Annotated in this window: 17 protein-coding genes; 15 read left to right on the top strand and 2 right to left on the bottom strand. The window is 33.1% G+C overall.

Annotation, left to right across the window (positions count from 1 at the left end; all coding sequences use genetic code 11):
• Window positions 1–330: 330 nt before the first annotated feature.
• Complete coding sequence (locus M1D60_RS19525; RefSeq protein WP_456276497.1) at window positions 331–1,356, bottom strand: hypothetical protein; 1,026 nt, start codon at window positions 1,354–1,356, stop codon at window positions 331–333.
• Between the two features lie 323 nt (window positions 1,357–1,679).
• On the opposite strand from M1D60_RS19525, the gene M1D60_RS19520 reads away from it, so the two are divergent.
• The 10 genes from M1D60_RS19520 (at window position 1,680) to M1D60_RS19475 (ending at window position 18,855) form a co-directional block, all read left to right on the top strand.
• Window positions 1,680–1,964 carry a hypothetical protein gene (locus M1D60_RS19520; RefSeq protein ID WP_456276496.1) on the top strand — a complete coding sequence of 95 codons (285 nt, stop codon included), beginning with the start codon at window positions 1,680–1,682 and terminating at the stop codon, window positions 1,962–1,964.
• 504 nt (window positions 1,965–2,468) lie between these two features.
• Complete coding sequence (locus tag M1D60_RS19515) at window positions 2,469–2,735, top strand: hypothetical protein (RefSeq protein ID WP_163178302.1); 267 nt, start codon at window positions 2,469–2,471, stop codon at window positions 2,733–2,735.
• Between the two features lie 611 nt (window positions 2,736–3,346).
• Complete coding sequence (locus M1D60_RS19510) at window positions 3,347–4,876, top strand: hypothetical protein (protein WP_456276495.1); 1,530 nt, start codon at window positions 3,347–3,349, stop codon at window positions 4,874–4,876.
• Between the two features lie 414 nt (window positions 4,877–5,290).
• A complete protein-coding gene (locus M1D60_RS19505) occupies window positions 5,291–7,564 on the top strand; it encodes an HI_0552 family protein (RefSeq protein WP_456276494.1) in 2,274 nt (757 codons plus the stop codon).
• Entirely contained in the window at window positions 7,536–9,995 is a 2,460-nt protein-coding gene (locus M1D60_RS19500; protein WP_456276493.1) for a DUF2357 domain-containing protein, read from the top strand. The genes M1D60_RS19505 and M1D60_RS19500 overlap by 29 nt, the downstream gene beginning before the upstream one ends.
• A 225-nt stretch (window positions 9,996–10,220) precedes the next feature.
• The gene (locus M1D60_RS19495; protein WP_456276492.1) at window positions 10,221–10,844 is read left to right on the top strand and encodes a BglII/BstYI family type II restriction endonuclease; all 624 of its coding nucleotides are present in this window, start codon (window positions 10,221–10,223) and stop codon (window positions 10,842–10,844) included.
• Window positions 10,845–11,121: 277 nt separating this feature from the next.
• Window positions 11,122–12,417 carry a DNA (cytosine-5-)-methyltransferase gene (gene dcm / locus M1D60_RS19490; RefSeq protein WP_456276491.1) on the top strand — a complete coding sequence of 432 codons (1,296 nt, stop codon included), beginning with the start codon at window positions 11,122–11,124 and terminating at the stop codon, window positions 12,415–12,417.
• A gap of 163 nt (window positions 12,418–12,580) precedes the next feature.
• On the top strand, window positions 12,581–15,016 hold the full coding sequence (locus tag M1D60_RS19485) for a sigma factor-like helix-turn-helix DNA-binding protein (protein WP_456276490.1): 2,436 nt from the start codon (window positions 12,581–12,583) through the stop codon (window positions 15,014–15,016).
• A gap of 1 nt (window position 15,017) precedes the next feature.
• On the top strand, window positions 15,018–16,301 hold the full coding sequence (locus M1D60_RS19480) for a ParB/RepB/Spo0J family partition protein (RefSeq protein ID WP_456276489.1): 1,284 nt from the start codon (window positions 15,018–15,020) through the stop codon (window positions 16,299–16,301).
• Complete coding sequence (locus M1D60_RS19475; protein WP_456276488.1) at window positions 16,294–18,855, top strand: SNF2-related protein; 2,562 nt, start codon at window positions 16,294–16,296, stop codon at window positions 18,853–18,855. The genes M1D60_RS19480 and M1D60_RS19475 overlap by 8 nt, the downstream gene beginning before the upstream one ends.
• Before the next feature lie 60 nt (window positions 18,856–18,915).
• On the opposite strand, the gene M1D60_RS19470 is transcribed toward M1D60_RS19475, so the two are convergent.
• Window positions 18,916–20,466 (bottom strand): MutH/Sau3AI family endonuclease, encoded by a 1,551-nt coding sequence (locus tag M1D60_RS19470; RefSeq protein ID WP_456276487.1) that lies wholly within the window; start codon window positions 20,464–20,466, stop codon window positions 18,916–18,918.
• A gap of 257 nt (window positions 20,467–20,723) precedes the next feature.
• Here M1D60_RS19470 and M1D60_RS19465 point away from each other — a divergent pair, with 257 nt between their 5' ends.
• From M1D60_RS19465 to M1D60_RS19445, 5 genes are all read left to right on the top strand, one after another.
• Window positions 20,724–21,479 carry a DUF4230 domain-containing protein gene (locus tag M1D60_RS19465; protein ID WP_456276486.1) on the top strand — a complete coding sequence of 252 codons (756 nt, stop codon included), beginning with the start codon at window positions 20,724–20,726 and terminating at the stop codon, window positions 21,477–21,479.
• A 65-nt stretch (window positions 21,480–21,544) separates the two neighbouring features.
• Window positions 21,545–22,060 carry a YkvA family protein gene (locus M1D60_RS19460; RefSeq protein WP_456276485.1) on the top strand — a complete coding sequence of 172 codons (516 nt, stop codon included), beginning with the start codon at window positions 21,545–21,547 and terminating at the stop codon, window positions 22,058–22,060.
• Between the two features lie 720 nt (window positions 22,061–22,780).
• Window positions 22,781–23,308 (top strand): sigma-70 family RNA polymerase sigma factor, encoded by a 528-nt coding sequence (locus tag M1D60_RS19455; RefSeq protein WP_456279497.1) that lies wholly within the window; start codon window positions 22,781–22,783, stop codon window positions 23,306–23,308.
• A 2-nt stretch (window positions 23,309–23,310) separates the two neighbouring features.
• Entirely contained in the window at window positions 23,311–23,721 is a 411-nt protein-coding gene (locus M1D60_RS19450; RefSeq protein ID WP_456276484.1) for a PadR family transcriptional regulator, read from the top strand.
• Between the two features lie 5 nt (window positions 23,722–23,726).
• Window positions 23,727–23,921, top strand: coding sequence for a hypothetical protein (locus tag M1D60_RS19445; RefSeq protein WP_456276483.1), 195 nt, complete (start codon window positions 23,727–23,729; stop codon window positions 23,919–23,921).
• Window positions 23,922–24,449 lie beyond the last annotated feature (528 nt).

Genomic DNA, 24,449 nt, shown 5'->3' with positions numbered 1-24,449 from the left:
AAAGAATTTACGAAGATGACAGAAAGGACAAAGTTCTCTCCTCTTATATCTAAGGGAGTTTAAGTAGAGTAGTTTGCGGAAAATTGGATTAAACGACACTCTATTAGTGAGTGTCGTTTTTGTACTCTATGTAAAAAGTATATTTAAAAATTTAATTATCTTACAGTTAAGCAAAGCCAGTGGTTCACCCCCAGTCGATTATGTTATTTTTTACTCTAAAAAAGAGGTTGGATAGCTTTTTGAATTATGGAATAATCACCTTTATTATGAAGTTATATATTCAATCCTTTATAGAGTTATATAGAAACAGGAACATTGCTAAATATTTAATTATAAAATAATAATCTCTTTGTCCAAGTTTTGGCCAGCTTTGTTTTTATTATTTACGAATCTATCTTCCGCCATTAATGTATAATACATTGAATCGATTGGTATATCAGTTTGTTTATAAGTATTGTTCATATCTCTTATAAAATTCAAAGCAGCTACAGACATTTGAATAAAGTTATTATTAATGTAGGAATCAACAATACTTAAACCATGTATAGAATATATAAATGTTGCACCTCCTATACCTCTCCATTTACTATGAAATCTCTCTGATAATTCTCTCTTTTCTTCATTCATAGACCTTGTGAATTCTTGTATTAAGTTTTCTCTCTTATCAATTGGTACACTTAAAATTTTCGGAATTTCTTCTTCTATCTTCGTTCTGAATGCTCTCAAAGAAACTTCATGTTTTTCTTTAAATCTAATTAAATCCCAAACATTTTCAACTTCTAGTGGTACTGGAAAGATGGAATCAACAATTATATTACGAATAGCATTATAATGAATCGCATGATTGTCAACCCTTTTAAACCTTTCGGTATGAATATTTAAGTTCAATGCGCTATTGGTTATGGGAGTAAAATCATTTAATTTTGCCAAAACAGTAGCAAGGTAAGACATATATAGATTACCGACGTCTCTCTTCACGAGTAACCACTCCCAGTGATTGGTACGTTTAGCGAACCCTCTTCTTATAAGTTCTGAGCCTATACTATCCATTTTTTCAAAATGAATCCTTACGGAATAACTAGAATTCACGCCCTTAATTCCAGTGTAATTATTATCCAAATAGTATAGAAATTTTTCTTTGAATAAAGGTAAATTTTTTATTTGATGAAGAGGCATTAATGGTTTCACTAGGCCAGATTCCAATAGTGGTCCCATATGCTGTTCAAATCTATCAGGAGATTTCATATAATGTTCAGGGGATATAACTCCAATAGAATCCCAATAAAGCAAGGTTTTATATAACCATGGTGTCTTAGGTATTGAAATATTAGGAAAGTATAACAAGTTATTATTCATTCGAACCTCCAAGTTTAAAAATATTTTAGAAAATTATACCATATATAGTTACTGTTACTCTTCGATTAACAGTATTATGTAACGACGTGACGGGAATGTGTCCTTTATTGCTACATAGTCCCCTATAACATAAGCACTTCAAATTTTATAGAGTACTTAATATATTGGGAGCACTTAAACAGAAAGAGCAATAATTTAGCGATTATTGTAAGCTTTTGGAGGTTAGAAGGAATATGTAATTTTAAAACAGAATATGTTTGGAAAGTATTAATTACTAGTTTATATAATACTTTGATGAATTAATTTAGGGGGATTACTTTGAGATGAAGTTTAACAGGGTAAGATTAGAAAATGGCTTTCTTGCTAAAGTTGAAAGTCTATATCAAAAGGGAGGGAGTGATATCTTAAGAATAGTTGATGCAATTGATGTTTATGGTTTAAGTGAACCAGAAATGATAGTTTCATCTGAAGATGGGGATCTAGTTGAAAGGATAAATGCAGACTATTGGCATATTTCTTTTCATTTCATGGATAGAGAATATAAAATATATATTAGAGAAACGGACACAGAATTTGTCTTTGAAAAAATAGAGATTATTAACTTATAAATTAATTAGTTGAGAAGAACAATCTGTTTTTCTCAACTCTCCCTCCTAAATAATTAATTAAAGTATGAGAATAAATTTTAAAGATTAAGATATAATGTTTTCTGCTATTGGAAATATTAAAAGGAGAGTTTAGTGTCAACTAGACGTAAATGAGAGTTTTGGAATCATTCAGAAAGATACATCTAACTTTATTATCATCTTATTAAGCAAATTTACTTGAAAAGGTTATAAAAGATTTAATTAATAGAAAAGAACACATAAAAATAAATTGGGTTTAGTAGAAACTTAAACTATATACTCACTAACAAATGATTAAATAAATAGGATGTTTTTAGTCTTTAAAATTGCCCTAACTTTAAGGATCCGTTTTGGAAACTATGTAGGAACTTGAGGATTAATAATAGTTGGAATGAGAGATCAAATGTAAATAGTCAAAATATATACATTAGAAATAACTAAAAGAGAATCAGGTTTAGTTTTATATCTCTGAAAGGAGAACTAATCATGAATAATTATGAACTTTCAAAGGAACTGCAGAAGGAATTTTTAGTTTTACAAATACCTAAAAGGAAAATAGCTGATGTTGTAAGAAATCAATTAAAAGATAAAAATTTAACTTATCGTCAAGCAGCCGAAACGATTGAGGATTTTAGTTATACCCAACTTTCCAGAGTAACAAGTGGGTCAAACTATACTATTGATACCTTATTGAAGACTTTGGATTGTTTAGGATTAGAAATTGAGATTAAAAAGAAAATGGATCGTTTATAATAATATATTTTAAATCACTTTTTAGAGCCTATTGAGTAAAAAATTACTTAGTAGGCTCTATTATTTTTTTGTAAATAAGTAATGATTCAAAAAGCTCTACTTGGGGCTGATTAAAATAATTTTATTTTTGATGTTTAAAAAAGATCAATCTGGTCAGAATGGGTGATGTAGTGTTGTTACCTTAAATGGTGATTTGATAACAGTGATAATAACATACTAGCAATCACCAAAGGTTTAAATTCTAAAAGATAGGAGGGAAATTAATGTTCAAGCTGCCAAAGAACAATTTAAACGTCGAGTATAAAGGCCTTCGTATTGAAGATGTAGCAACGAAGATTGGAAGTCTTTTTGGTAAATAAGGTAGAAGAATTGGTGAGAAAATTGATAAAGCAACGAAAAAAGTAGCAATTAAAGTTGATTCCTAAGAAGCTTTTTCACGAAATTATATTGATTTATAAGTAGTTTAGTAGGTAACAAATACTAAACTAAGAGTTCTTCAATCTAAAAGTTTTGTGTATATATTAGCATTCTTACAAAAATGCAGGAAAGCAGAAAAATATTAGCACAGTTGAAGTAATTAATAAAATAAAGAATAGAACGGGGAGAGAAATATGGTTGTAGCAACAGTAATTTCAAAAAATCACCATGGGACGTCTGTATGTGATATCCGTCCTAATAACGAGACACTTTGGCTTGGGTTAGGAGGAAACTATGATAATCTCAAACAAATCTTTAGTGAGCTTCTTGATAACATTTTGGGTAATTTTATTATTGGTAAGGTTCGAAATCCAAATGTAGTTTTGGAGATAGAACCAAGTTTTAGTGCACCAGAGAAATACCCTAAGTTCAAGGTTTCATTACATGATTACGGAACAGGGATGGATTTGGCTAAAACATTAGTAATTGGTTTTAATGATTCTCCAAAATCTTTTATCAATTACTACGGTTATGGTTATAAAGCAGCTTTGGCTGGAGCGAATCCTGAAAATAATGCATGGAGTGTGTATACTCGATCAGAATCAGATTGGAAAAATAATAGTTTCTACTATACTGAAGCACCTTACACGAACAATCAACCGATTCATTACACTTCTGAAACAAATGGTCAATGGGTAGGTAACTTTCCTCATGGAACTGTAACTTCCTTTGAGATTAGTGAATCTTTACTTTACACTGCTTGTTATAAAGTAAATAAAAAAACAGAACCTATAGACTGCCTCATTTCATTAAAGAATTACTTTGGATATGTTTATTCCGGAGCCATTTCATCTTCTCAGATGACAATTACTATTGAATCAAAAGCTTTAAAGTATAGTGAGAGAGTAAAAGCAATAAGACCGAATTGGGGACAGACTCTATATAATGGTGTCAAGACAATTTATTTAGATGATAAAAAAGAAGAGCAAGTTGAAGTTCATTATCACATCGGAGAAATGGTAGATCATAATGATGGTCATGAGTTTTATCATCCAAATCAAAGATGTTCAGGTGTAGAAGTCAGAATTAACGGACGTGTCTTTGAATCAGGCTTAATAACAAAAATATGGGACAAGGAAAAACACCCATCACAGAATAACTTTCTGGCTATATTGGACATAACCTCTAATAATGAGAAGTTATTACCAATAGGAAAAACAGCGAAAAATGGTATCCGTGTTGCGGATAATACTATAGCAAAAGTTTATGAGTGGCTAAGACTCTTGATAAACGAACCTCCGAAAAAGCTTAATAACCAGTGTAGTGAAAAAGATTGGGTTGATCAACTGGAGATTCAAAAAAAGAAACACAATAGCCATCCTGATGCCAGTATTGTTAGGGAATTTAAAGTGTACAAAAAATCTGGAACTCCTGTAGCTGTTGACTTGAAAGTATTTGATGGATCAAAGTTATATTTGTTTGAAGGAAAAAAAGCAAAAGCAACAATTAAAGCTATTCATCAGCTTAGAATGTACTGGGATGGATGTGTAGATGATGGTCTAACTCCTTTTCAGGCAGTGTTGGTTTCGGATGGCTTCACAAATGAACTCTATAAAATTATTGATTCAATTAATAGTATGAATGATGCAAAAGGAAACAAGTATAACCTGGTTTTAACTACATGGAAAGCACAAGGAATAACGGCAGGCCAAGAACTTTTTTAAAGTAATTAATAAGTAAAAGAATGTTAATCATCCTTTTAACATTCTTTTATTTGAATTTATAATTGTTATTACCTGATTTCCCTAATGCATTTTTCCTTATATGACTTATTATAAGCCCCTCCCACTCCTTGTTAGGCATAGTTTATAAGCCCTTCAATCAATTAAATAAGTAAATGCTAAAAAAAGACCGATAGAGTGCTATCACTTTCAGCCCCTGATGCTACTGCCTTTCTACCTCATTTACTATCCTACTGAAATCCATTCTTAATGTTAAACAGGGTCCATGTTCAATAAAAATCGAAGAAAAATAAATAGTGTACGTTAGCAACACTGTTATCCATATTGTGGTATTTTATTAATAGACTGAAATAATTCATTAAATTTTATACTCACGAGAAAGGTTGAAATTTATATATGAAAATAAAAAATCATTCATTTGAAGTATTTGATCGTAACAACTTTATTTATCGTGTAGGTACAGAAGGTTCTAAGCAAGTAAAAAACGATTACGTATCTGCTTGGACTCAATGGAAGGAAATTGTGCAAGAGGCTACTAAAAAATCTGGTAACCATAGTTTAGTTGTCGAGAACACAGAAAATTGGCAGAACAGCGGGAATTTGAGTAAAAGGTTTTGGTCCAGAATTAAGGGCAAGCATTTGCAAGATTTACCTTCTTGCATTGCTGCAATGATTAGTAGTGACAATTTACGAGTCTATTTTGAATGGCATGGATATAAAAACGAAAAACTAATTGAACAGCGAAAGATACATAATAGTTGGATATATCATATACAAGAATGGATTAAAGAGAACGAGATTGATAGTTCACAGTATAAAATATGGACAAGAGATAATAAAGATGAAGAATTTTTAGAGTATTGGACGTTAGAAGACTATTTAACAAACAACGAAATGCAACAGACTATTAAAGAATATCTAGATAGTGATAATAAAAACTGGGTAAGAATTGGGAAGGTTTTTTCAAAAGGAATAGTTCTAAGTCACGATAACTTTACTACTGAGATGGCAAACACCATCTCAGAATTAGAATGGTTCTACCAAAAAATTACGAAAGGACCTATAAAAAATGATACTGATACAGAGAAAAGCCCAAAGTATTGGTTGTTTAACGTCTTTTATGCAAATGAACCTTATGTTTGGGAAAAATCAAAAGAACTAGGTGTGGCAGCCATGCAATATGAGTACGGACGAGAAGCTAGCCCGTCCGTTACAAAACATATAAATTTAATTCAGCAAATCTCCGTCGGTGATTACATTGTGGCATATTCGGGAAGTAAAGGTCTCTTAGGATATGGAGTAGTAGATAGAGAGTTTTTTGAGGAGGAAGACCCTAGAAAGTTTATTAAGGCAACTGGAGCAAACTGGAAGCAACGTGTTGGCGTGGATTGGATAAAGGCAATGGATCTTCCAAACTCTTATAGGGGAACTAGTTTTGTAGGGGATTTAGGAATAGTGGGTAGTTCAGTGATGAGTTCTTCTACAATTTTTGAGATTACAGAAGAAGGCTATCAATTTTCTAAGAAATTACTAGATGGAACTAACCCAATAACGATAAAAGAAAAGCCAAGATCAACTTTATCTCAAAGAGAAGTCATTGATCATATATACACATATATAAAGAAAAAGGGATTTAACTACACAAAAGAAGAAGTTATGAACTTGTTTTTATGCATTAAGACAAAGCCTTTTGTTATACTATCAGGAATATCTGGTACCGGGAAAACTAAAATCATTCAGTGGTTGGCAGAAAGTGTAGGTGCAACGGAAGAAAACGGACAATTTAAGTTGATTTCCATCCGCCCTGATTGGAATGACGGATCAGATTTATTAGGATATATAGATATCAAGGGCGATTTTATACCGGGACCATTAACAGTTGTTCTTCAACAAGCAGAGATAAATCCTGACAAGCCTTTTTTTGTGTTACTTGATGAAATGAACCTCGCTAGAGTCGAGCACTATTTTAGCGATATATTGAGTGTAATGGAGAGCCGGAAATGGAAGAATGGGAAGATAGTTTCCTCATCTTTATTATCAGAAGAAGTGGCAAAGAGAGAAATAAAGCTACCATCCAATGTATATATAATTGGAACAGTTAATATGGATGAAACCACTCACCCTTTTAGTAAGAGAGTTTTAGATCGTGCTAGTACAATTGAATATAATCGTGTGGAGCTCACCAACATATCATTCCTTGGAGATTTAGAAACATTAGACCCTATAGAGGTTCCAAATGGTATGTTCCAATCAAAGTATCTACACTTAAAAGATTTATACTTAGAGAATGAGGATTTAGTTGTAAGGGTTACACAAGAACTGGAGAACATCAACAAAATATTAATACCAATGAATGTTCATTTTGGCTATCGTGTACGGGATGAAATTAGTTTTTATATGAACTATAACGAAATTAGTAATTTAATGAGCTTTGAAAAAGCACTGGATCATTGTATTTTACAAAAAATTCTTCCCAGAATTTCAGGAAGTGATGAGAGAGTGGACACCTTATTAATGAGCCTTTACAAGTATTTTACGGGCGGGGTATTCAATATTCAAGACGTTGAAGACACTATACGCGATACTAATTATCCAATGAGTACTTCTAAGGTGTCTGAGATGCTCAGGAGGTTAGAATACGATGGTTTCACGTCCTTCTGGATTTCGTAGAGATATAGAGCTTGTAAAAATAGACACTGATGAAATTTCACTTGTCATAAAAGGTAGGCCATATCATCATCACTATGAAAGTCTTAAACAATACAGAAAAATCAATTCTCATGACATTATGGATTTCATAGCTGTAGGACCTACATTACGATCAACTCTACTATACAATATTGATACAGATGAATTAACGAACAATCTGAAGGTTAAGCCAATCTTTTTTGAAAATGGAGTTTACCAAATCATTGTTATACCTAAGCAACGACAACTTCTTGAGTTTTATCATGAACATAAAGCCCTCCGAAATGCAATTACAACATCTGATTTGGCTGGTATACCTGTGCTAATGGGAAATCTCGAGTTCCAAAATGAGATTGGCTACTCTACATTTGAGATTAAAAATGCTGGAAAAACAGTATTAAAAGTAGATTTGGAAATTTTCCCAGTTAAGCTTGATTACCGTCAAGATTATTGGCAGCTGATGAGTGAAGTAAATGATGAAATTTACAATTTAGCATTTCATTTCATTCGAAAAACATACCTTGGAGCTAATATCAAGCTTGACGGAACACCTAGTCTTACAGAATTCTATCGCTTAATATCAAGACACTTTCAGCAGTTCATCCAAGCAATTAATAGGATAGAGCAACAGCCTCACCATAAGTTGAATACCGTATATGTGAATGTCAGAGGAGATCAGCTAAGAAAAATGAATTCCTATACACGGAAATATCTTCAAAAGAAAGGTAATTTTGTTGAGGTGCAAAATGGAATTTCCATTCAGGGAAAAACAGTCATGCCCAAAGAGGGAATTAACATAAAGAAAGAGCTTTTGTACGATACCCTCGAGAATCAATATGTGAAGTGGATGATTAAGCGACTGACAGAAAAAATTGAAGACTTAATTAATACGATTTATAATCTCAATAAGCATTGGAAACAGGAACCTGACCATGAGATTATCAAAGGTCTTACTGACATGAATGCAACTTTAAAAAGAAAAATAAAGAATCCATTTTGGTACCAAGTTAGTCGATTAGATCGATCAGTCATGAGCATAGTCATGCAAATGGCACTTGGTTATCGTGATGCATTTAAAATCTACTTAACTGTGACAAAGGGACTCATGTTACAATCCAAGATTTATCATATGTCTGTTAAGGACGTTGCGACTTTATATGAGTATTGGACTTTCTTAAAACTAGGGCAAATCTTAGAACGAAACTATACTATGATAAGTCAAGATATCATTAAAGTTAACCGAAGTGGTCTTTTTGTAAATTTAGATACAAGTCAGAAGGCAGAAAGGATATTTGAGCATCCAATTACAAAGGAGCGTATTATCCTTTCTTTTCAAAAACATGAAACAGGATTACCAACAATTAATCAGAAACCTGATACTATGCTTTCCATATCAAAAAAAGGTAAAAACTTTACTTATAATTATATATTCGATGCTAAGTATAGAGTGGATTATGCTCAAGAGGATGGCAGTTACCATTCGAAATATAAAACACCTGGTCCAGTTGAAGATGATATTAACACAATGCACCGGTATCGTGATTCCATAGTATATAAGAATAATGGTCCATATGAAAGGACTGCATTTGGAGCATATGTTCTATTTCCATGGAAGGAGATAGAAAAGTACAAAGAGCATCCACTGTATGAAAGCATTAATCAAGTAAATATAGGAGGCTTGCCGTTTCTACCTCAAGCAACTGACTTAGTAGAACAGTTTGTGAAAAGGTTAATAGAAAAGAGTCCGGAAGAATTACAAATAGAAGGAATACTACCTCGTGGTGCAAAAGAGGATTGGGAATTATCTCATGATGAAAAAGTGTTAATAGGAACAGTATCAACTCTGGAAGAATACAAAGAGTTTATTGAAAAAAAATTCTTTAGAATATCTTCTAATAGTCTAAAGAAAGGTTGGCAAGAGGCTAAATATATTGCATTGTATGTTACTATCGGGGTAGCAATTTCGAACGGAATTATGGATTATGGAAAAATTGAAGAAGTTACGTCAGAGAACGGAAGTACATTATTCTATGTACAAGGCTGGGAGAATACTAATCAAGTTATAAAACCTGTGAAGTATGGAATAGCATCTAATTCAATGACAACAATTAACCAGTTAAAAGAAGCAAAAGAGTTACCAGAGCTTTACATGAGAAGTGCTCAAGAGACTAATATTTGGAGGATGCTTCGTAGGATATCTAATGCAGTAAGCATTGAGCTGGATGATTTTGATATAGATAAAGCTTCAAGCATTATCAAGCTTTCTATCATGGACTTTGAAATAAGTATTATGAAAGAAGAAAAAAAGATTAAAATTAAGAAGGATCAACAAGAACTTTTTGTAGATGAAGATTTGTTATTAAAACGACCATCAATAGTGTTTAGAAATGTCATTGGTTTATTTTGTAATTAATAAAGTGAGGGAAAATGTTATTTAACTCCTATTCTATCCTCGAAAGACTGCTACGGTGCAGTCTTTTTTTATTTCCAATTACTCTTAATAAATATCTTATGCTTTATATGTAAAGATTATAAATTAATGAACTAGTTCCTATTAATACGTCGGACGCATTAGTAATAGGTTTATTTTATTACTTATCAGTTAAGTAAGCAGTGGTTTATTAAAGGAGGTAGATTAGTGAAATATCAAACACACTCCTTCCGCTACGGAGAAGAATTATTTTCAAAAGAGGAAGAGTTCAATAGGGAATGGACTGATATCAAAAATGCACTAGATAGTATTACGGAAGAAGACTTAATAACTCATTTTAAGAATAATTTGCGCTCGACCAAAAAAAGTATATCTGAATCAATAAATTATTTAATAGACGAAAGGTTAGTGTCTATGGGATGGAATCGACAAAGTCCTATATTCAATAGTTCTTCTTATAAACCAACGGGTAAGAGTCACTGGTGGACACTCGATTTTGCAAAGGTAAACATTTCAGTTGAAGTAGCATTTAACCATGGTGAAGCTGTTGCATGGAATTTAATAAAGCCAGTACTTGCAAGTGAATTGAATCATGTAGAAAAAAAAGTCCAAACAAAAGGAGGTGTAATTATAACAGCCACTAAAAAGTTAAAAATAGCTGGTAATTTTGATAGTTCTACAGGGACTTACGAGAAATTTCTTCAATACCTAGATCCGTTCAGAAACATATTAACTGTGCCGATAGTAATTATAGGTCTAGAGGCTCCTGAGACATTCAAAGTTAATAAAAAATCCAAAAAGGTAGAATATATTCAACAGTCGTTATTTTGAATTTAAATAGGAATCTATTTTGTAGGTAAAACCTTGTTATTAGAAATGTATGTAAATATTTAACCATCAAGGGTATTGTGGAGACTTGCTGATTTTTTAATAAATAAATTAAATTGATTAAAAAAGAAAACTATTATCAAAAATATAATCGTTAGGTAATTATCCCCTTCCCCTATTCCCTATTTAATCTTTTCTAGGTATTATAGTATAATGTGTTTATAATGGACATGCATCGACAAGTTATGACACGTAATGCTTTAATATTGGGGGAAAGGCAATGAACAAAACGGTTATTGAACTCTTTGCTGGTGTTGGAGGTTTTCGTTTAGGGCTGGAAGCAGCTGGCAATTGGGAAGTTTTGTTTGCTAACCAATGGGAGCCCGGGAAAAAAGTACAGCATGCTTTCGACTGTTATTCCAGTAAATTTATGACAGGAATACATTCTAATCAAGATATATCGACTGTTCAAACAGCTGACATACCAGACCATACTCTATTAGTCGGAGGTTTTCCTTGTCAAGATTACTCTGTTGCCCGTACTGGAGCTAATGGGATTGAAGGGAAAAAGGGTGTGCTTTTTTGGGAAATTCGACGAATACTTGAAGATAAACGTCCACCTTTTGTGTTATTAGAAAATGTGGATCGTCTCTTAAAATCACCTGCCAAACGACGTGGACGTGATTTTGCTGTTATGTTAGCAACTTTCCGCGATTTAGGTTATGGAGTTGAGTGGAGAGTAATTAATGCAGCGGAGTATGGATTTGCACAACGTAGAAGAAGAGTGTTTATTTTTGCATTCCACGAGTCTACGAAATATTATAAACGTGTAAAAAAATCGTCTTTTGAGAAAGTTCTACATGGAAAAGGTTTCTTTGCTGACAGTTTTCCAGTTAAAAAGGAGTACTCAAAGAAACATCCGCCATTTAATTCAGAATTAAATGAAGACATTGTAGAGGTATCGAATACATATACTTTACAATTTCGAAATAGTGGAATCATGATAGAAAGTAAGTTATATACAGAAGAGACTATTCCGGTACCAATACCTCCTAAAACGCTTGGAGAAATTATTCAAACCAATGTAGATAAGAAATACTATCTTGGAGAAGATTTGAGTGTATGGACGTATATGAAGGGTGCTAAAAAGATAGATAGAGTAAGTAAAGCAACTGGACATAAATATCAGTATGCAGAAGGACCAGTTGCTTTTCCAGATCCATTAGACAAGCCTGGTAGAACAATGCTAACGAGTGAATCTAGTAAAAACAGAAGTACTCACGTTGTAAGGGATCCTGAAACAGGTGAATTGCGATTACTTACTCCTATTGAATGTGAAAGACTTAATGATTTTCCTGACGATTGGACAAATTCAGGAATGCCAGAGAAATTTAGATACTTTACAATGGGGAATGCATTAGTTGTTGGCCTTGTTACAAAAATGGGAAACACTTTAAATAGTATCATTGCACAAGAAAGCAAAACAAGGAAAGGTAAAACTACTCGATCAACTAAACAGAAAGAAGAAGTCCAAGACAAAAACCAGCTAGATATCTTTTCTTTCATTAAAAACTAATAGTTTTATCTTCCAAGGCAGTGGCTAATTACCACTGTCTATTTTTGTCGAAAACAATCAGAGTTCCCCTGATCATGTTAGAATTTATTGTAGGAAGTTTTTATTTAACGTAAAGAAAAACAAGATATAGAATTCAAAATTTATTAAGGAGGGATAGATAGATATGCCTTCTACACTTTTACATCATCCATATGGTATGTATACTTTATTGGAACATGATGGATTAGCCTTACCAACTATTCAAAAATTGGTATATGATCATTTCACCTTATATGATTTTCAGGTTGGAAATGAAAACGTAGTTAAATTGAATAAGAGTAAACCAGCTCTAGTTGAAAAGATTAACGAGAGATTAGATTTAGTAGATGAGGATATATTTAAGACTACTTTATTTAAATTAGCCTCCAAAGGAATTTCAATTCGAAATATTACAACTCTACGAGAACTAGGTTTTAATTATCTAGATATTCCAACCTTAACAAATGAAACACTAACTTCTTTAACAGGTACATCCAAAAACGCAATGTTAACAAAAATTAAAGAAGCGTTTGAATTAGTTGAAGAAGAACTAATGAATATTTCCACACCTTCATATACTCATGTTATAAATGAAGCATTTAATCAATTGGCACCGAAAGAATTTCTGACTCTGGGTGACCTAAAAGAGAAAATTAGTAACCACTTCAATATCCATACTCATGAAGTAAATGAAAATGAGTTATTGGAAACTTTGAAAAAATTTGAAGAAAAACAATTGATTTATACTAAGGATATGCTGTTCGCTAAAAAATATAAAAAAGTAGAGGAATTTCTTCAAGATGAGTTTGCAGACAAGGACATTCTTATAGCTAGAATGAATAATATGACTCTTCAAGAAATTGGTGATGTGTTTGATGTAAGTCGTGAAAGAATTAGACAAAAAGAAAAACGAGTCATTAACAATCTACCTGTCATTGAAGAAGTTTTACTCTATGAAGATATCTTTACTGAGTTCGACTGGGAAGAAGCCCTTTTTATGGATGTGTTTAGTGAATCTCAACAGGTTTACAGATTTATTAATTTAGTCCTAAAAAAAGGAAGTAAAAGTTTGATTGATAATTTTGATGAACTTGATTTTAAGAGTTCGCAAAAACAAAAAATTGGTAAATATTATAAGTTTTTCATTAACTATGAAAACATACTAGTTAGTTATTCCTCCAAATTAGAGTTTTTTGAACACTTAACCTTTAAATACGGTAAAGAAAATATAAAAGACTACGAATTCGTAGAAATAGCTAATAACTATATATTTGAATCTAATCTAGAACATGCGAATTTACTTTTTGATATTACTTCTGTAAGAGGATTAGTTGATCGTAGTAGTAAAGTAATACGTGAAAGAGGTAACTCATTTCGTTTTTATGATTTAGATGCTTTAGATGAAAAAACGATTGAACAATTAAGGCAAATGTTAGGATTACCTACTGGCATTTATAGTATGATGAAAATTTATCAAGATTATGAAGAGTTTATGAATGAAATAGGTATTCAAACTGGATATGAACTGCATAATCTTTATAAGAAGAAAATAGAGTTGGACGATGTTGAATACACTAGAATGCCTGAGTTTTCAGTTGGTAAAGTATCAAAGGATGAATTTCTAAAAGGTTTGTTTTATGAGCAAGCCCCAATATCTTTGGATGATTTTACTCAATTTGTGGAGGAAAACTACGGGTTGAAACAAACATCTTTAAGAGCCTTATTACAAACCGATTATATTCACTACTTGGTAGGAACTGAGATTAGGGTAGATTATATGCCTTTAACTAATGATGATATAGAGAAGTTAAGGAGCATGCTGACAGAAGATATCTATATGATTGATAAGCTTGCACTAACAGGAAAAGCTATCGACGAATACTTTCATGATAAATTTTTAAATAATAATGCTTTATTACAAGTGGATTATCATATTAAAGGTCAATTTGTTATAAGAAGAGAGTTTCAATCTGTAGACCGTTACTTTACTAATTTAATTTTGAAAGAGGATTATTTTGTTAATCATCGAACCAATATTAATCGCACCGTATCATTTTTAAGAGCTTTGTATGAACTAGAAAGGTCATTAGATATAGTGAAGGTCGAGAAGGATGTTTATATTACAGCTAAGAAGCTAGAAAGCGCAGGTATCACCAAACAAATGTTACATGATTTCAGGGAACAAGCGCTTTTATTTGCACCGGAAGAGGAGTATTTTACTATTCATACTTTGAGAAAACGGGGCTTCCTTCATGATTTAGATCAATTTGGATTTGATGAAGTATCCTATGAACGAATCATATGGACAGACTCTAGAGTAAAGACTATTCACTTAGCTGTAGGAAGTATATTCCTAAAAACAGACCAAGATATTAGCTTTATTGACTTTATCCAATCCATCGTTGAAGAATACGAGTCTATTAATATGTACGTCTTACAGGATGAGATACAAGATAAATATAATTTGCAAATTGATCTTGGAAAAGTAATCTATTTATCGAAGGAAACAAACATGTATTACTCTGAAGAATTAAATAAGTTATTTATTGATAAAGAAACTTTTTATGAGGAGATATATTAAAATGGCGATTAAATTAAATGAATTAATTAACACAAGAATCACTGATACAGAATCAGCACGTAAATTAACCATTAGAAATGAGACTAAAGCTTATAAGGTTTATAAGATTCCATTAGATTTATGTCATTACAATGAAAAAAATGGACGTATTGCCACTTATATTAGTGAACATATTTCCAACGGTAATGCTCTTATTAAAGAAGACTTAGAAACATACAATTCGATCCTTGAGGCGTTCATTTACCAGTCTAATCCCTCGGCTTTAGATGCTACTAAGAATAATATTAATAGTTTTGGTCAGAGAGTAGCAGGCGTTGTGCTAAATGATGGTCGAATTATTGATGGTAATAGACGTTTCACTGCTTTACGTAAATTAAAACGTGACACTGGGAAAGACTTATACTTTGAAGCAGTTATTCTTAACCCAGAAGAAGGAATTGAAGAGAAAGATATTAAACGTCTAGAGTTAAACCTCCAGCACGCAGAGGAAAGACAAGTAGATTATGATCCAATTGATAATTTGGTGGATGTGTATCGTGATTTAATAGAACATAAACTGTTTACTGAAAAGGAATATTCTGAAAGCACAAACAAAAAGCCTTCTGAAGTTACTCTTATGATGAAAAAAGCAGATCTAATGGTACAATTCTTAAACTTTATTAATGCAGAAGGAAAATATTATATTGCTCGTGATTTAGCACTTGATGGTCCACTGCAAGAAATGGTTCGTATTCTGGAGAGTCAGTTTAAGGGGATTGACATTCGTACTATTCTATCACCAACTCATCAAGATAAAGGGGAACAAGCAGCCTATTTACGAGTCAGAAATGCATTATTTACAGCCATTTTCTCAAAGCGCAAATTAAATGAAACAGATGTAAAAGGTGACTTATCTCGTGAAATTCGAGAAATGGGGAAATATATAATTAATTCTAGTAATAGAGAAGAATTTTTAGAGGAATTCGACGAAATTGTTGAGTCAGTATATGAAACTTTCCAAGAGTTAGACTCTGTTGATGTCTCGACAGTAAGAGAAGCAGGTAGAGAATTAGCAGATGTGCGTAAGGAAGCACAAAATGTTATTGAGAAGCATGTAGAGGATTCGCGCTTAGTATCAGCAAAAGCGAAACCTGTTGATTTATTAAATAAAGCATTCGATGATTTAAAGCGGATTGAAGTTGAGCAAGTAAAACGTATGGATCCTGTGACGGAGCAAGAGTTTTTAGTAGTCTTTGAAGAAGTTAAGAAAAAGATAAAAGAATTTGAAGAGGCCTTAAATGTTTAATCAGCTTACTTTACAACCTTCATATTATACTAAAACAGATAACTCAGATATTGTTGAAGAATTTTATAATCCGGTTTTGTCTGTAGCGATACAATATGATCGTGTAAGTGCATATTTCAGCTCGAAAGCCTTGGCAGCCTACGCCAAGGGGCTTTCGGGCTTAATTCATAATGGTGGGAAAATGCGGTTGATTGTCTCACTAGAAATTAGTGAAGATGATTTTGAATCCATTAAGGCTGGTTATAACTTACGAGAAGAAATAAAAGACAAGATTGAGAGTAGCTTAGAGGATGACCTCTCTCTTGAAGAAGAAAAAAACTACTCTAACTTGGCGCATTTAATTGCTCTGAGACATGTAGATGTTAAAATTGGATTCACGAAGAAAGGCATTTTTCATTCAAAATTTGGTTTATGTAAAGACAGTGATGGAAATGTGATTTATTTTACTGGTTCTAACAATGAAACAGAAGCTGCGATTCAATCAAACTACGAAGCATTTGATGTCACAGCATCATGGTTATGTTCGGACTTTGATATCCAAAAATTATATAGAGCTGAGAGTGAATTTGAGAAGCTATGGAATTTAACTGATAATACCTCTTTTGTGTATGTAAAAGAGATTAATGAAATAGTACGAAAGAAGATTATCCAGTTTGACAAGGGGCGTGTCATCTTGAACACAGATACATTAACTGAGGATTCATTAGTATTAACGTATGAGAACGACAGAATTGTATTATATGATAATTTGCAGTCGTATCAAATTACCTCGAGAGATATGGCTATTTCACAAAAATTAGTACCATATTATGATGGTGACTATCCTAATTTTTCTCCTGAATTATCTTACATTGAAATACAAGATGTTATTAGTATCTTGGAGAAATATGCAAAGCGGAAAAAGTTTAATTTTATTGTTAGTAAGTCTTTAAAAGACTTTTTAACCACAATGGCATATTTTATTAAAGAACGGGCTGATTATGGAAAAGCTATTAAATACTATGAAGAAGAGTTAGACCCAATCGTTGCTGAGCGTTTCAATAAATTTCAAGATATTGTTGGAGTGGAATTACAGAGAACACTACGTCCTAAGCAGATGTGGAGCGCATTTTTTATGTGTGAGATGAGAAATGCTGCCAACTTCTCAGTTCCTGGTGCAGGTAAAACCTCAATGGTTTATGGGACATTTGGATACCTAAATTCTCGAGCAGTAGATAAGGTTGATAAAATTGTCATGGTTGGTCCTAAGAACTCGTTCTTATCTTGGAAAGATGAATTTCAAGCCAATTTTGAAGATAAAAAAGCATTGAAAGTATTAGATGTTCAGAAGACTAAATTAAGTGAATTTGAGTTTCGTCTGGAAAGCGGAGATCGCAATCTGATTTTAGTGAACTACGAATCTCTACCTAAATATGAATCGGCATTATCAGATATAATCGATTCACGAACAATGCTTGTCTTTGATGAAGTGCATAAAATAAAAGGTTTAACGAGTGTAAGGGCTCAGGCTGCTAAACGTATTTCCGTTAAAGCGGGTTATAAATACGCCCTAACAGGAACACCGATACCAAATACTTATCAAGACATATATAACTTATTAAATATCTTATATGATGATGAGTATAAGATATTCTTTAACTTTAATAAGAATGATTTAAAAGAGCCTAGTCCAGTAATGGTAGAGAAGATTAATGATAAACTCTATCCTTTCTTCTGGAGAACGAATAAAAACGAGCTTGGTGTACCGGCTGCTAATGAAGATGATTTGGTACAAGTGCTTGCATCACCTGAAGAACAGGAAGTCATTAACTTACTTTATCGTAAATATGGTAGAAGTGCCTTTCATTTATATATCCGTCTCATTCAAGCTTCAGCTAATCCGGAGTTATTATTGAAGTCAGTAGATTATATTGAAATGTACGGGGAAGAAGATAATCCATGGAGAGAAATGGAATCAGATCAAATCGTATTTACTGAAGATGAGATTGAGTTAATAAGACGAGTTCCTAAATCCTCAAAATATTATGCAGCGATTGATCTAGCAAAGAATTTACATGCTGAAGGTAAGCAAACTATTATCTGGTGCATGTTTGTAAATACCATTGATAAAGTCTATCAGGATCTACGTTTGAAAGGTATTAAGGCAGGGGTGATATATGGTAGTACACCTCAGGATGAACGAGATAAGATGATAAAAGCATTCAAAAATAAAGAGATAGATGTATTAGTAACAAATCCACATACATTAGCAGAATCAGTATCTTTACATCATACTTGTCATGATGCTATTTACCTTGAATATTCCTTTAATCTTACTCACATGCTTCAGTCTCGTGATCGTATCCACCGCTTAGGACTAAAGGATACTGATTATACACAATACTATTACTTCATGCTACAAGGGAATGAAGGAGAGAGGAACACCATTGACGAGCGCATTTATCATCGGTTAAAAGAAAAAGAAAAAAGAATGGTTGATGCAATTGAAAGAGGCGTTCTTGAACCTGATCCAGAAGTTGATTTAGAAGAAATTATAGCTTTATTTGGTAATTGATCTAACTGATAACTTGTAAAAAGATGCATAGCTAGAAATAGAGAGCTATGCATCTTTTTATTATTGAAGGTAATTTACATAATGAATTTTATCAATAAACAGTCTTTCTAAATCTGGTGAATAGTAGGGTTTCTTATTGTATTTCAACAATACTTTTTCTAATGAATCATAAGACACAACTTCGGTGTAGAGTTCTTCTATAGTATCACAGAGCTCACTTAATTTTAGTGAAGTTTCCTTTTTCTGTTCAATTACATTTATAAAGAAAGCCTCACTTTTTAATGTTCGGTTGGACTTCTTAAAAAATGTAGTATCTAATATCTTTAATGACCTAAAATTTGATACCTGAGTAATAAGAGACTCGTAAAAAATTGAATCAAACCCGTATTTATAAATATCATGAGAAAAACCTTCTCTTGTTAGTGACTTATAAGTGAAATAATCTTTATTCTTTACTGCTGAGAGTACGGCAGTTTGAAAAGATTCTAAATCTTTCTTTCTAAGTCCAGCTGATTCCATAGCCTTTTTCGTTATATAAGAAGTATTGTCTACCTTTACAATAGAGAGGGCTTTTTCTAAGTTTTTAAGGTATCTTTGGAAGTAGTCAGTTTGAAAAATGTCTCTACTAGAAGAATTGAAATACGGTTGGTCAATAATAACTTCTTCAAAGTAATCTTTAACTTTTTTATATTTTTTTGAGTAGACATAAGGTGGATGTATTTTATATCCTATCTCATCTAAAAATTTGTCAGTGATTTGGAACAAATTAAAACCTGGTAATTGGCGTTTTACATAATGATAGAAATGCTCTATGGTATAGATTGGTTCTTGAATAGCTGCTTTGAGTATATTGAATTCATTTGAAGATAACTCTGATACAGAGTTTTCAATAGAATTATCTACTTTTAAATCTGATAAATCCGAAACAACTTCGCCTATAAAACTCGAATTCAGCCAATAAGAATGTTTCGTTATCAACTGACCATCGGGTAATTCTGTTTTGTCATTACTATCATTAGCTTTAGGGCGAGTATGCATAACCCTATTATCTGTCGAGGAAGGAAGGTCATTTTCGATAATAGTACTATTTTGCTGCTGTACGGGAGTTAATGTAACACCTTCTAAAAGTTTATTATGTAAGTGAGTCCAAAAAATTTTAACTTCTGTTTCAAGAACTTCACTAGGCATTTTCCACTGTTTCATACCTCTAAAATACAAAATACCATCTTGTAGCTGAAAAACGACAAAAAGGAAAGTTGTATTCTTAAACTTACTTTTAATAAAACTATCTTCCCACTTTTCTTCTGATACCTTTTGAAAATCAATTTGTTCAAAAGACATTGATTCTTTTGGTGATCCACTATCTTGTAGACGTATAGTTTTAATGGAGATTTTATTTTTCTTGTACTTTTTTACTAAGTGTTCTAAGGCAGTGTATGAGTACATTTCTTTTACTAAAGACGAAGTGCCTAGATGTGGACCCATTAAGAAAGGATTTATACCTAAAGTTTGACCGATGGTATATGTAGAAAGGTTTCTAAATTGATTAAAAGAATCTATATTAACTTTAATGTCATTTTCTAAATCATTATTTAAGTTATTGTTGGACATCGTATCACCCGTTTCTCAAGTAAATATAAATCTGATATATCTTATACTAAATACTACCAAAAATAGTTTCCCACCAAAAGGATTAGCTTAAGTTTTTTAGGTGATCGTTGTCTAGAAAATGGAAGATAGAGACTCCTTGGAACATTATTGTTTCTAGTATAAAATTATTTATGTGTGCTATTATTTAAATAATTCCACAGAATAGATTAGTGATTTAAGAGGATAAGCAAGAATGGTTAATGAAAGGTGAGAAAAAAGTGGATAATAATAGAGATACTATACAAGAAAAAGACGAACAAATTGCACAGCTAAAAAGACAGATAAAAGAATTAACTGAAGCACAACAGCAAAGTGCTGCAACTATGGCGGTAGATCATAACCCAAGATCTTTTTCTCCTCCGAAAGGAATCTTTAAGTCTATCTTACAAGCTGGTGGATTGAAGATTATTTTGGCCATGGTGATTCTAGCGATCATCGCTTTTGGAGGGTTTCAGCTATTTGTGGGCAGTAACTTCAAACAAGAGTCTATTGTGTTTGTTGAACATGTTCAGGAGTTAGCTACACTGGCGACAGCCGAAGCTCATACGAAAGCGGTAATACACCAAGAGGATAGTAAGAATTTCTTCTCTATTAATCTACCAGGAACAAAGCGGGAACTTCTTTTAGTTGTCCCTGCGACGGTTATTGCTGGTGTTGATTTAAAAGGGGTTACTTCTGAGGACATGGTGATTAATGAAGAAACAAAAGAAATAAATCTAACCCTTCCTCATGCAGAGCTGATCCAGGAACCTTCACTACAGATGGATAAAATACAAGCCGTTGACAATAGTGGGATTTTCCGTGGTGATTTTAAAATGGATGAGGGGTTTGAACTGGCTGCTGTGGCACAAGAGCAAATTCGTGAAGAAGCCATTTCTATTGGTTTACTAGATACGGCAGAGAAAAACGCAGAAACAGCGTTAAAGGAATTTTTTAAGAATATGGGTTATACGGTGAATGTCACGTTTAAATAAAAGGGACGCCTGTCCATGCTACTTGGACAGACCTGTTCTAATTTACTAATCTGAGGAGTGATTTCATGTTAAAGAATCCATTTAAGAAGAAAACAGACCTTGATGAATTATCCTCATCTACTATTGATGAAGTCGACAAAATTGAATTGGAAGAAGAACTAGTTGCTGATTTGAAAGATGAAGCAGAAAAGCTAAATGCAGAAAATCTTAACCAACACGAAAAGCATTTCTCTGAGGAAAAGTTTTGGACGAAGGTTCAAAAATTCGCTAAAAAAGCGGGAACTTCTGTAGTCTATGCTGTTCTATTACTTTATTACACACTCCAAAAGCCAGAGGTGCCATTGAAAGTTAAAGCAACCATCGTTGGGGCTTTAGGTTACTTTATTTTACCTCTAGATCTAATACCTGATTTAGCACCTGGTGTAGGATATGCTGACGACCTAAGTGTTGTACTATTCGCTTTAGTTCAGGTCGCTTTATATGTGGATGATGAAATTAAAATGAAAGCGAAGAGTAAACTAAAGGATTTGTTTGGAGAGAATGTAGATACATCAGAGATTGATGATAAATTAGGTAGATAAAGAAAGTATGAGTCTGTTTCCGAGGGTCTTAGGAAATAGACTTTATTTTCTTGTAACACCATACCATTAAACACATTGAACACGCCTGCTTAGAAGGTGGAGCCTCGTTAGAAGGAAGATAGAAAGTACTCCGGCACTTTAAGTCGTTTCACCAATGTTCGCCCATACCGAATAACCCTTTAGAAGAATCTATTCATTTCCAACCATCTCTCCTGAATCCTACGATTGTAACTAGATTTTCTATGATCATAACCACTATCTTCAACCCAAACTCCAAGCTACTGTTATAACCTTCCGTAACCAACAAACCCTAGAAGTTCTATTTCGATTGCTGTGATAAATTAGCAAATATCCCGGACTGCTTGTATTGTTTCGTTTAGTAAACCTAGGAAACGAAAACTGTTATATGAAACGCGTCGAGTTATGGAAGACGTTGTACAGTGGATTAACTAGCATAGTAAAATGCTGTAATCTTGCATGTAGCAGAAAGTGCTGCCCTCAACATGCATGACTGTATTGAACTGATGCTAAAGGTAGACACAAATAAAGAAGGGCACGAACCAAGTCAATTTCAGGTTCGTGCCCTTTAATCTTGCCTTCGTCTTATTTGAGGTTGTCACAGAGGTCACATCATGAAACGAAGAAAGCCATAATTTATGCTGAGGTATTTTTAACCGCTACAGGGGGATAGACTGGATTTTATCTTACCTCTGAAAAGGCATTGGAACAAAGTCCCTGTCCCCATGTTTCCAGGATAAAGAAAAAGTAATTGATCAATTAATGGATGACTATGGTCAGTCGCTATTGCAGCTTACCTATTCATACGTAGGGAAGCGGGACATTGCAGAAGACCTGACTCAAGAGATTTTTGTGAAATGCTATAAAAAATTAGATCAGTACCAAAGAAAGTCTTCACTAAAATCATGGCTTTGGCGGATTGCCATTAATCATTGTAAGGATTTTTTAAAGAGCTGGCATCATAACCATATTATCCTTTCTGAGGAAAAAATAAGACATACGGTAGATGAGACTGAAGTGGAAAATGAAGTGATTCAGCGAGATGAAGACGAAACCTTAGTAAAAGCAGTGTTAGGTTTACCTGATCCATATAGGGAAGTAATTTATTTGTACTACTATGAGGAAATGACGATTAAGGAAATATCCTTCATGACGAGTTTGAATCAGAATACAATCAAGACGAGATTAAAACGGGCAAAAGAGCTTTTAAAAGATTGCTTGGAGGTATAAACATGGAAGAGCGATTAAAGAATTTAAAAAATGCGATGAAACGAATGGCTTCTGAAGATCTTACCTTTACTGTTACACATAAAGAAAACTTTAAACGAAAAATTAACCAGTTATCTACTGATTCAGAAGAAGATGTCTTAGTCGCGATTTTTCAGCTACTCAAGGAGAAACGGACGGGATTTGAGCTAAGCAGACTGTTGCGGACAAGAGGAATGGAAATGATTGAAAACGAAGAAGGCTTCCTTTATATGTCATTACATAAATTTGAGCATAAGGGCTACTTGACGGTTGGGTGGGAAGAGCCTGATGTGAAATACTATCAGCTCAGTAACAAGGGAATGAAAATTTTAAAGGCGATTGAAACCAAAGCAGAGGGAAAGGCTTTCTTTTTAAAAGAAATCGCAGAGAGGTAATTCAGATGAAGAATCTTAAGGAACAGTACTTAACTGAAGTTATCCATTTTATCAAATTAAAAGAAGCCAAGGAAGTTGTTCACAATGAATTAAGCTACCACCTAGAAATGTCTAAGAACGAGCTCGTATCAAAGGGAGAGAACGCGCTAGAATTCCAGGAACATCTTCACCATCTGCAATCGCATTTAGCATATCTCTAGCTGAGACCCCCATAACATCTATCTGAAACAACTGATCCTAACACTAAATATTCGCTCACTCTAGAACTTTTTGAAAACGATTATGCTGCCTAGCACGTTCCTAAATAACGCTTCGACGATAACGAACGAGTTCACGAATTAATAGAAAACGTTTGAATCTCCTTTCCTTCTGGTGTGATAATACATGTGGTAATGTTATCTTTATGGACATCCTTCCACAGGCTATTTCTATGGCTACATCCATTGAAATACATCCTTTCTAGGGCGATAATTAGAATTAGAGGCTGGTGCATCAACCAGAATAGGATTAATGCTTCCCGTGTAATGTCACAGAATTCTGGTGGAGAAGAGTCAATTGTTGGAGGCAGTAGGTCTTGCATGATTGGGGCATCGTGCTGGATGGATTAGTAAGTTAGGAGATGATGAGTTTGGTAAATCTATTTTATCTTTTTAAAGGGGAAAACGTTGATGTAAGTCAAATCACAATTGACCTTGATGCCCCGATAGGAACCAAATCGAAATTTGCAA

It is taken from the genome of Bacillus sp. AK128 (genome assembly GCF_053903075.1).
This window is presented reverse-complemented; position numbering and strand designations above follow the sequence as displayed.

Coding starts and splice junctions, on each gene's coding strand:
- M1D60_RS19525 (WP_456276497.1), bottom strand. CDS start 1,356: ATGAATAATAACTTGTTATACTTTCCTAATATTTCAATACCTAAGACA.
- M1D60_RS19520 (WP_456276496.1), top strand. CDS start 1,680: ATGAAGTTTAACAGGGTAAGATTAGAAAATGGCTTTCTTGCTAAAGTT.
- M1D60_RS19515 (WP_163178302.1), top strand. CDS start 2,469: ATGAATAATTATGAACTTTCAAAGGAACTGCAGAAGGAATTTTTAGTT.
- M1D60_RS19510 (WP_456276495.1), top strand. CDS start 3,347: ATGGTTGTAGCAACAGTAATTTCAAAAAATCACCATGGGACGTCTGTA.
- M1D60_RS19505 (WP_456276494.1), top strand. CDS start 5,291: ATGAAAATAAAAAATCATTCATTTGAAGTATTTGATCGTAACAACTTT.
- M1D60_RS19500 (WP_456276493.1), top strand. CDS start 7,536: ATGGTTTCACGTCCTTCTGGATTTCGTAGAGATATAGAGCTTGTAAAA.
- dcm (WP_456276491.1), top strand. CDS start 11,122: ATGAACAAAACGGTTATTGAACTCTTTGCTGGTGTTGGAGGTTTTCGT.
- M1D60_RS19485 (WP_456276490.1), top strand. CDS start 12,581: ATGCCTTCTACACTTTTACATCATCCATATGGTATGTATACTTTATTG.
- M1D60_RS19480 (WP_456276489.1), top strand. CDS start 15,018: ATGGCGATTAAATTAAATGAATTAATTAACACAAGAATCACTGATACA.
- M1D60_RS19475 (WP_456276488.1), top strand. CDS start 16,294: ATGTTTAATCAGCTTACTTTACAACCTTCATATTATACTAAAACAGAT.
- M1D60_RS19470 (WP_456276487.1), bottom strand. CDS start 20,466: ATGTCCAACAATAACTTAAATAATGATTTAGAAAATGACATTAAAGTT.
- M1D60_RS19460 (WP_456276485.1), top strand. CDS start 21,545: ATGTTAAAGAATCCATTTAAGAAGAAAACAGACCTTGATGAATTATCC.
- M1D60_RS19450 (WP_456276484.1), top strand. CDS start 23,311: ATGGAAGAGCGATTAAAGAATTTAAAAAATGCGATGAAACGAATGGCT.
- M1D60_RS19445 (WP_456276483.1), top strand. CDS start 23,727: ATGAAGAATCTTAAGGAACAGTACTTAACTGAAGTTATCCATTTTATC.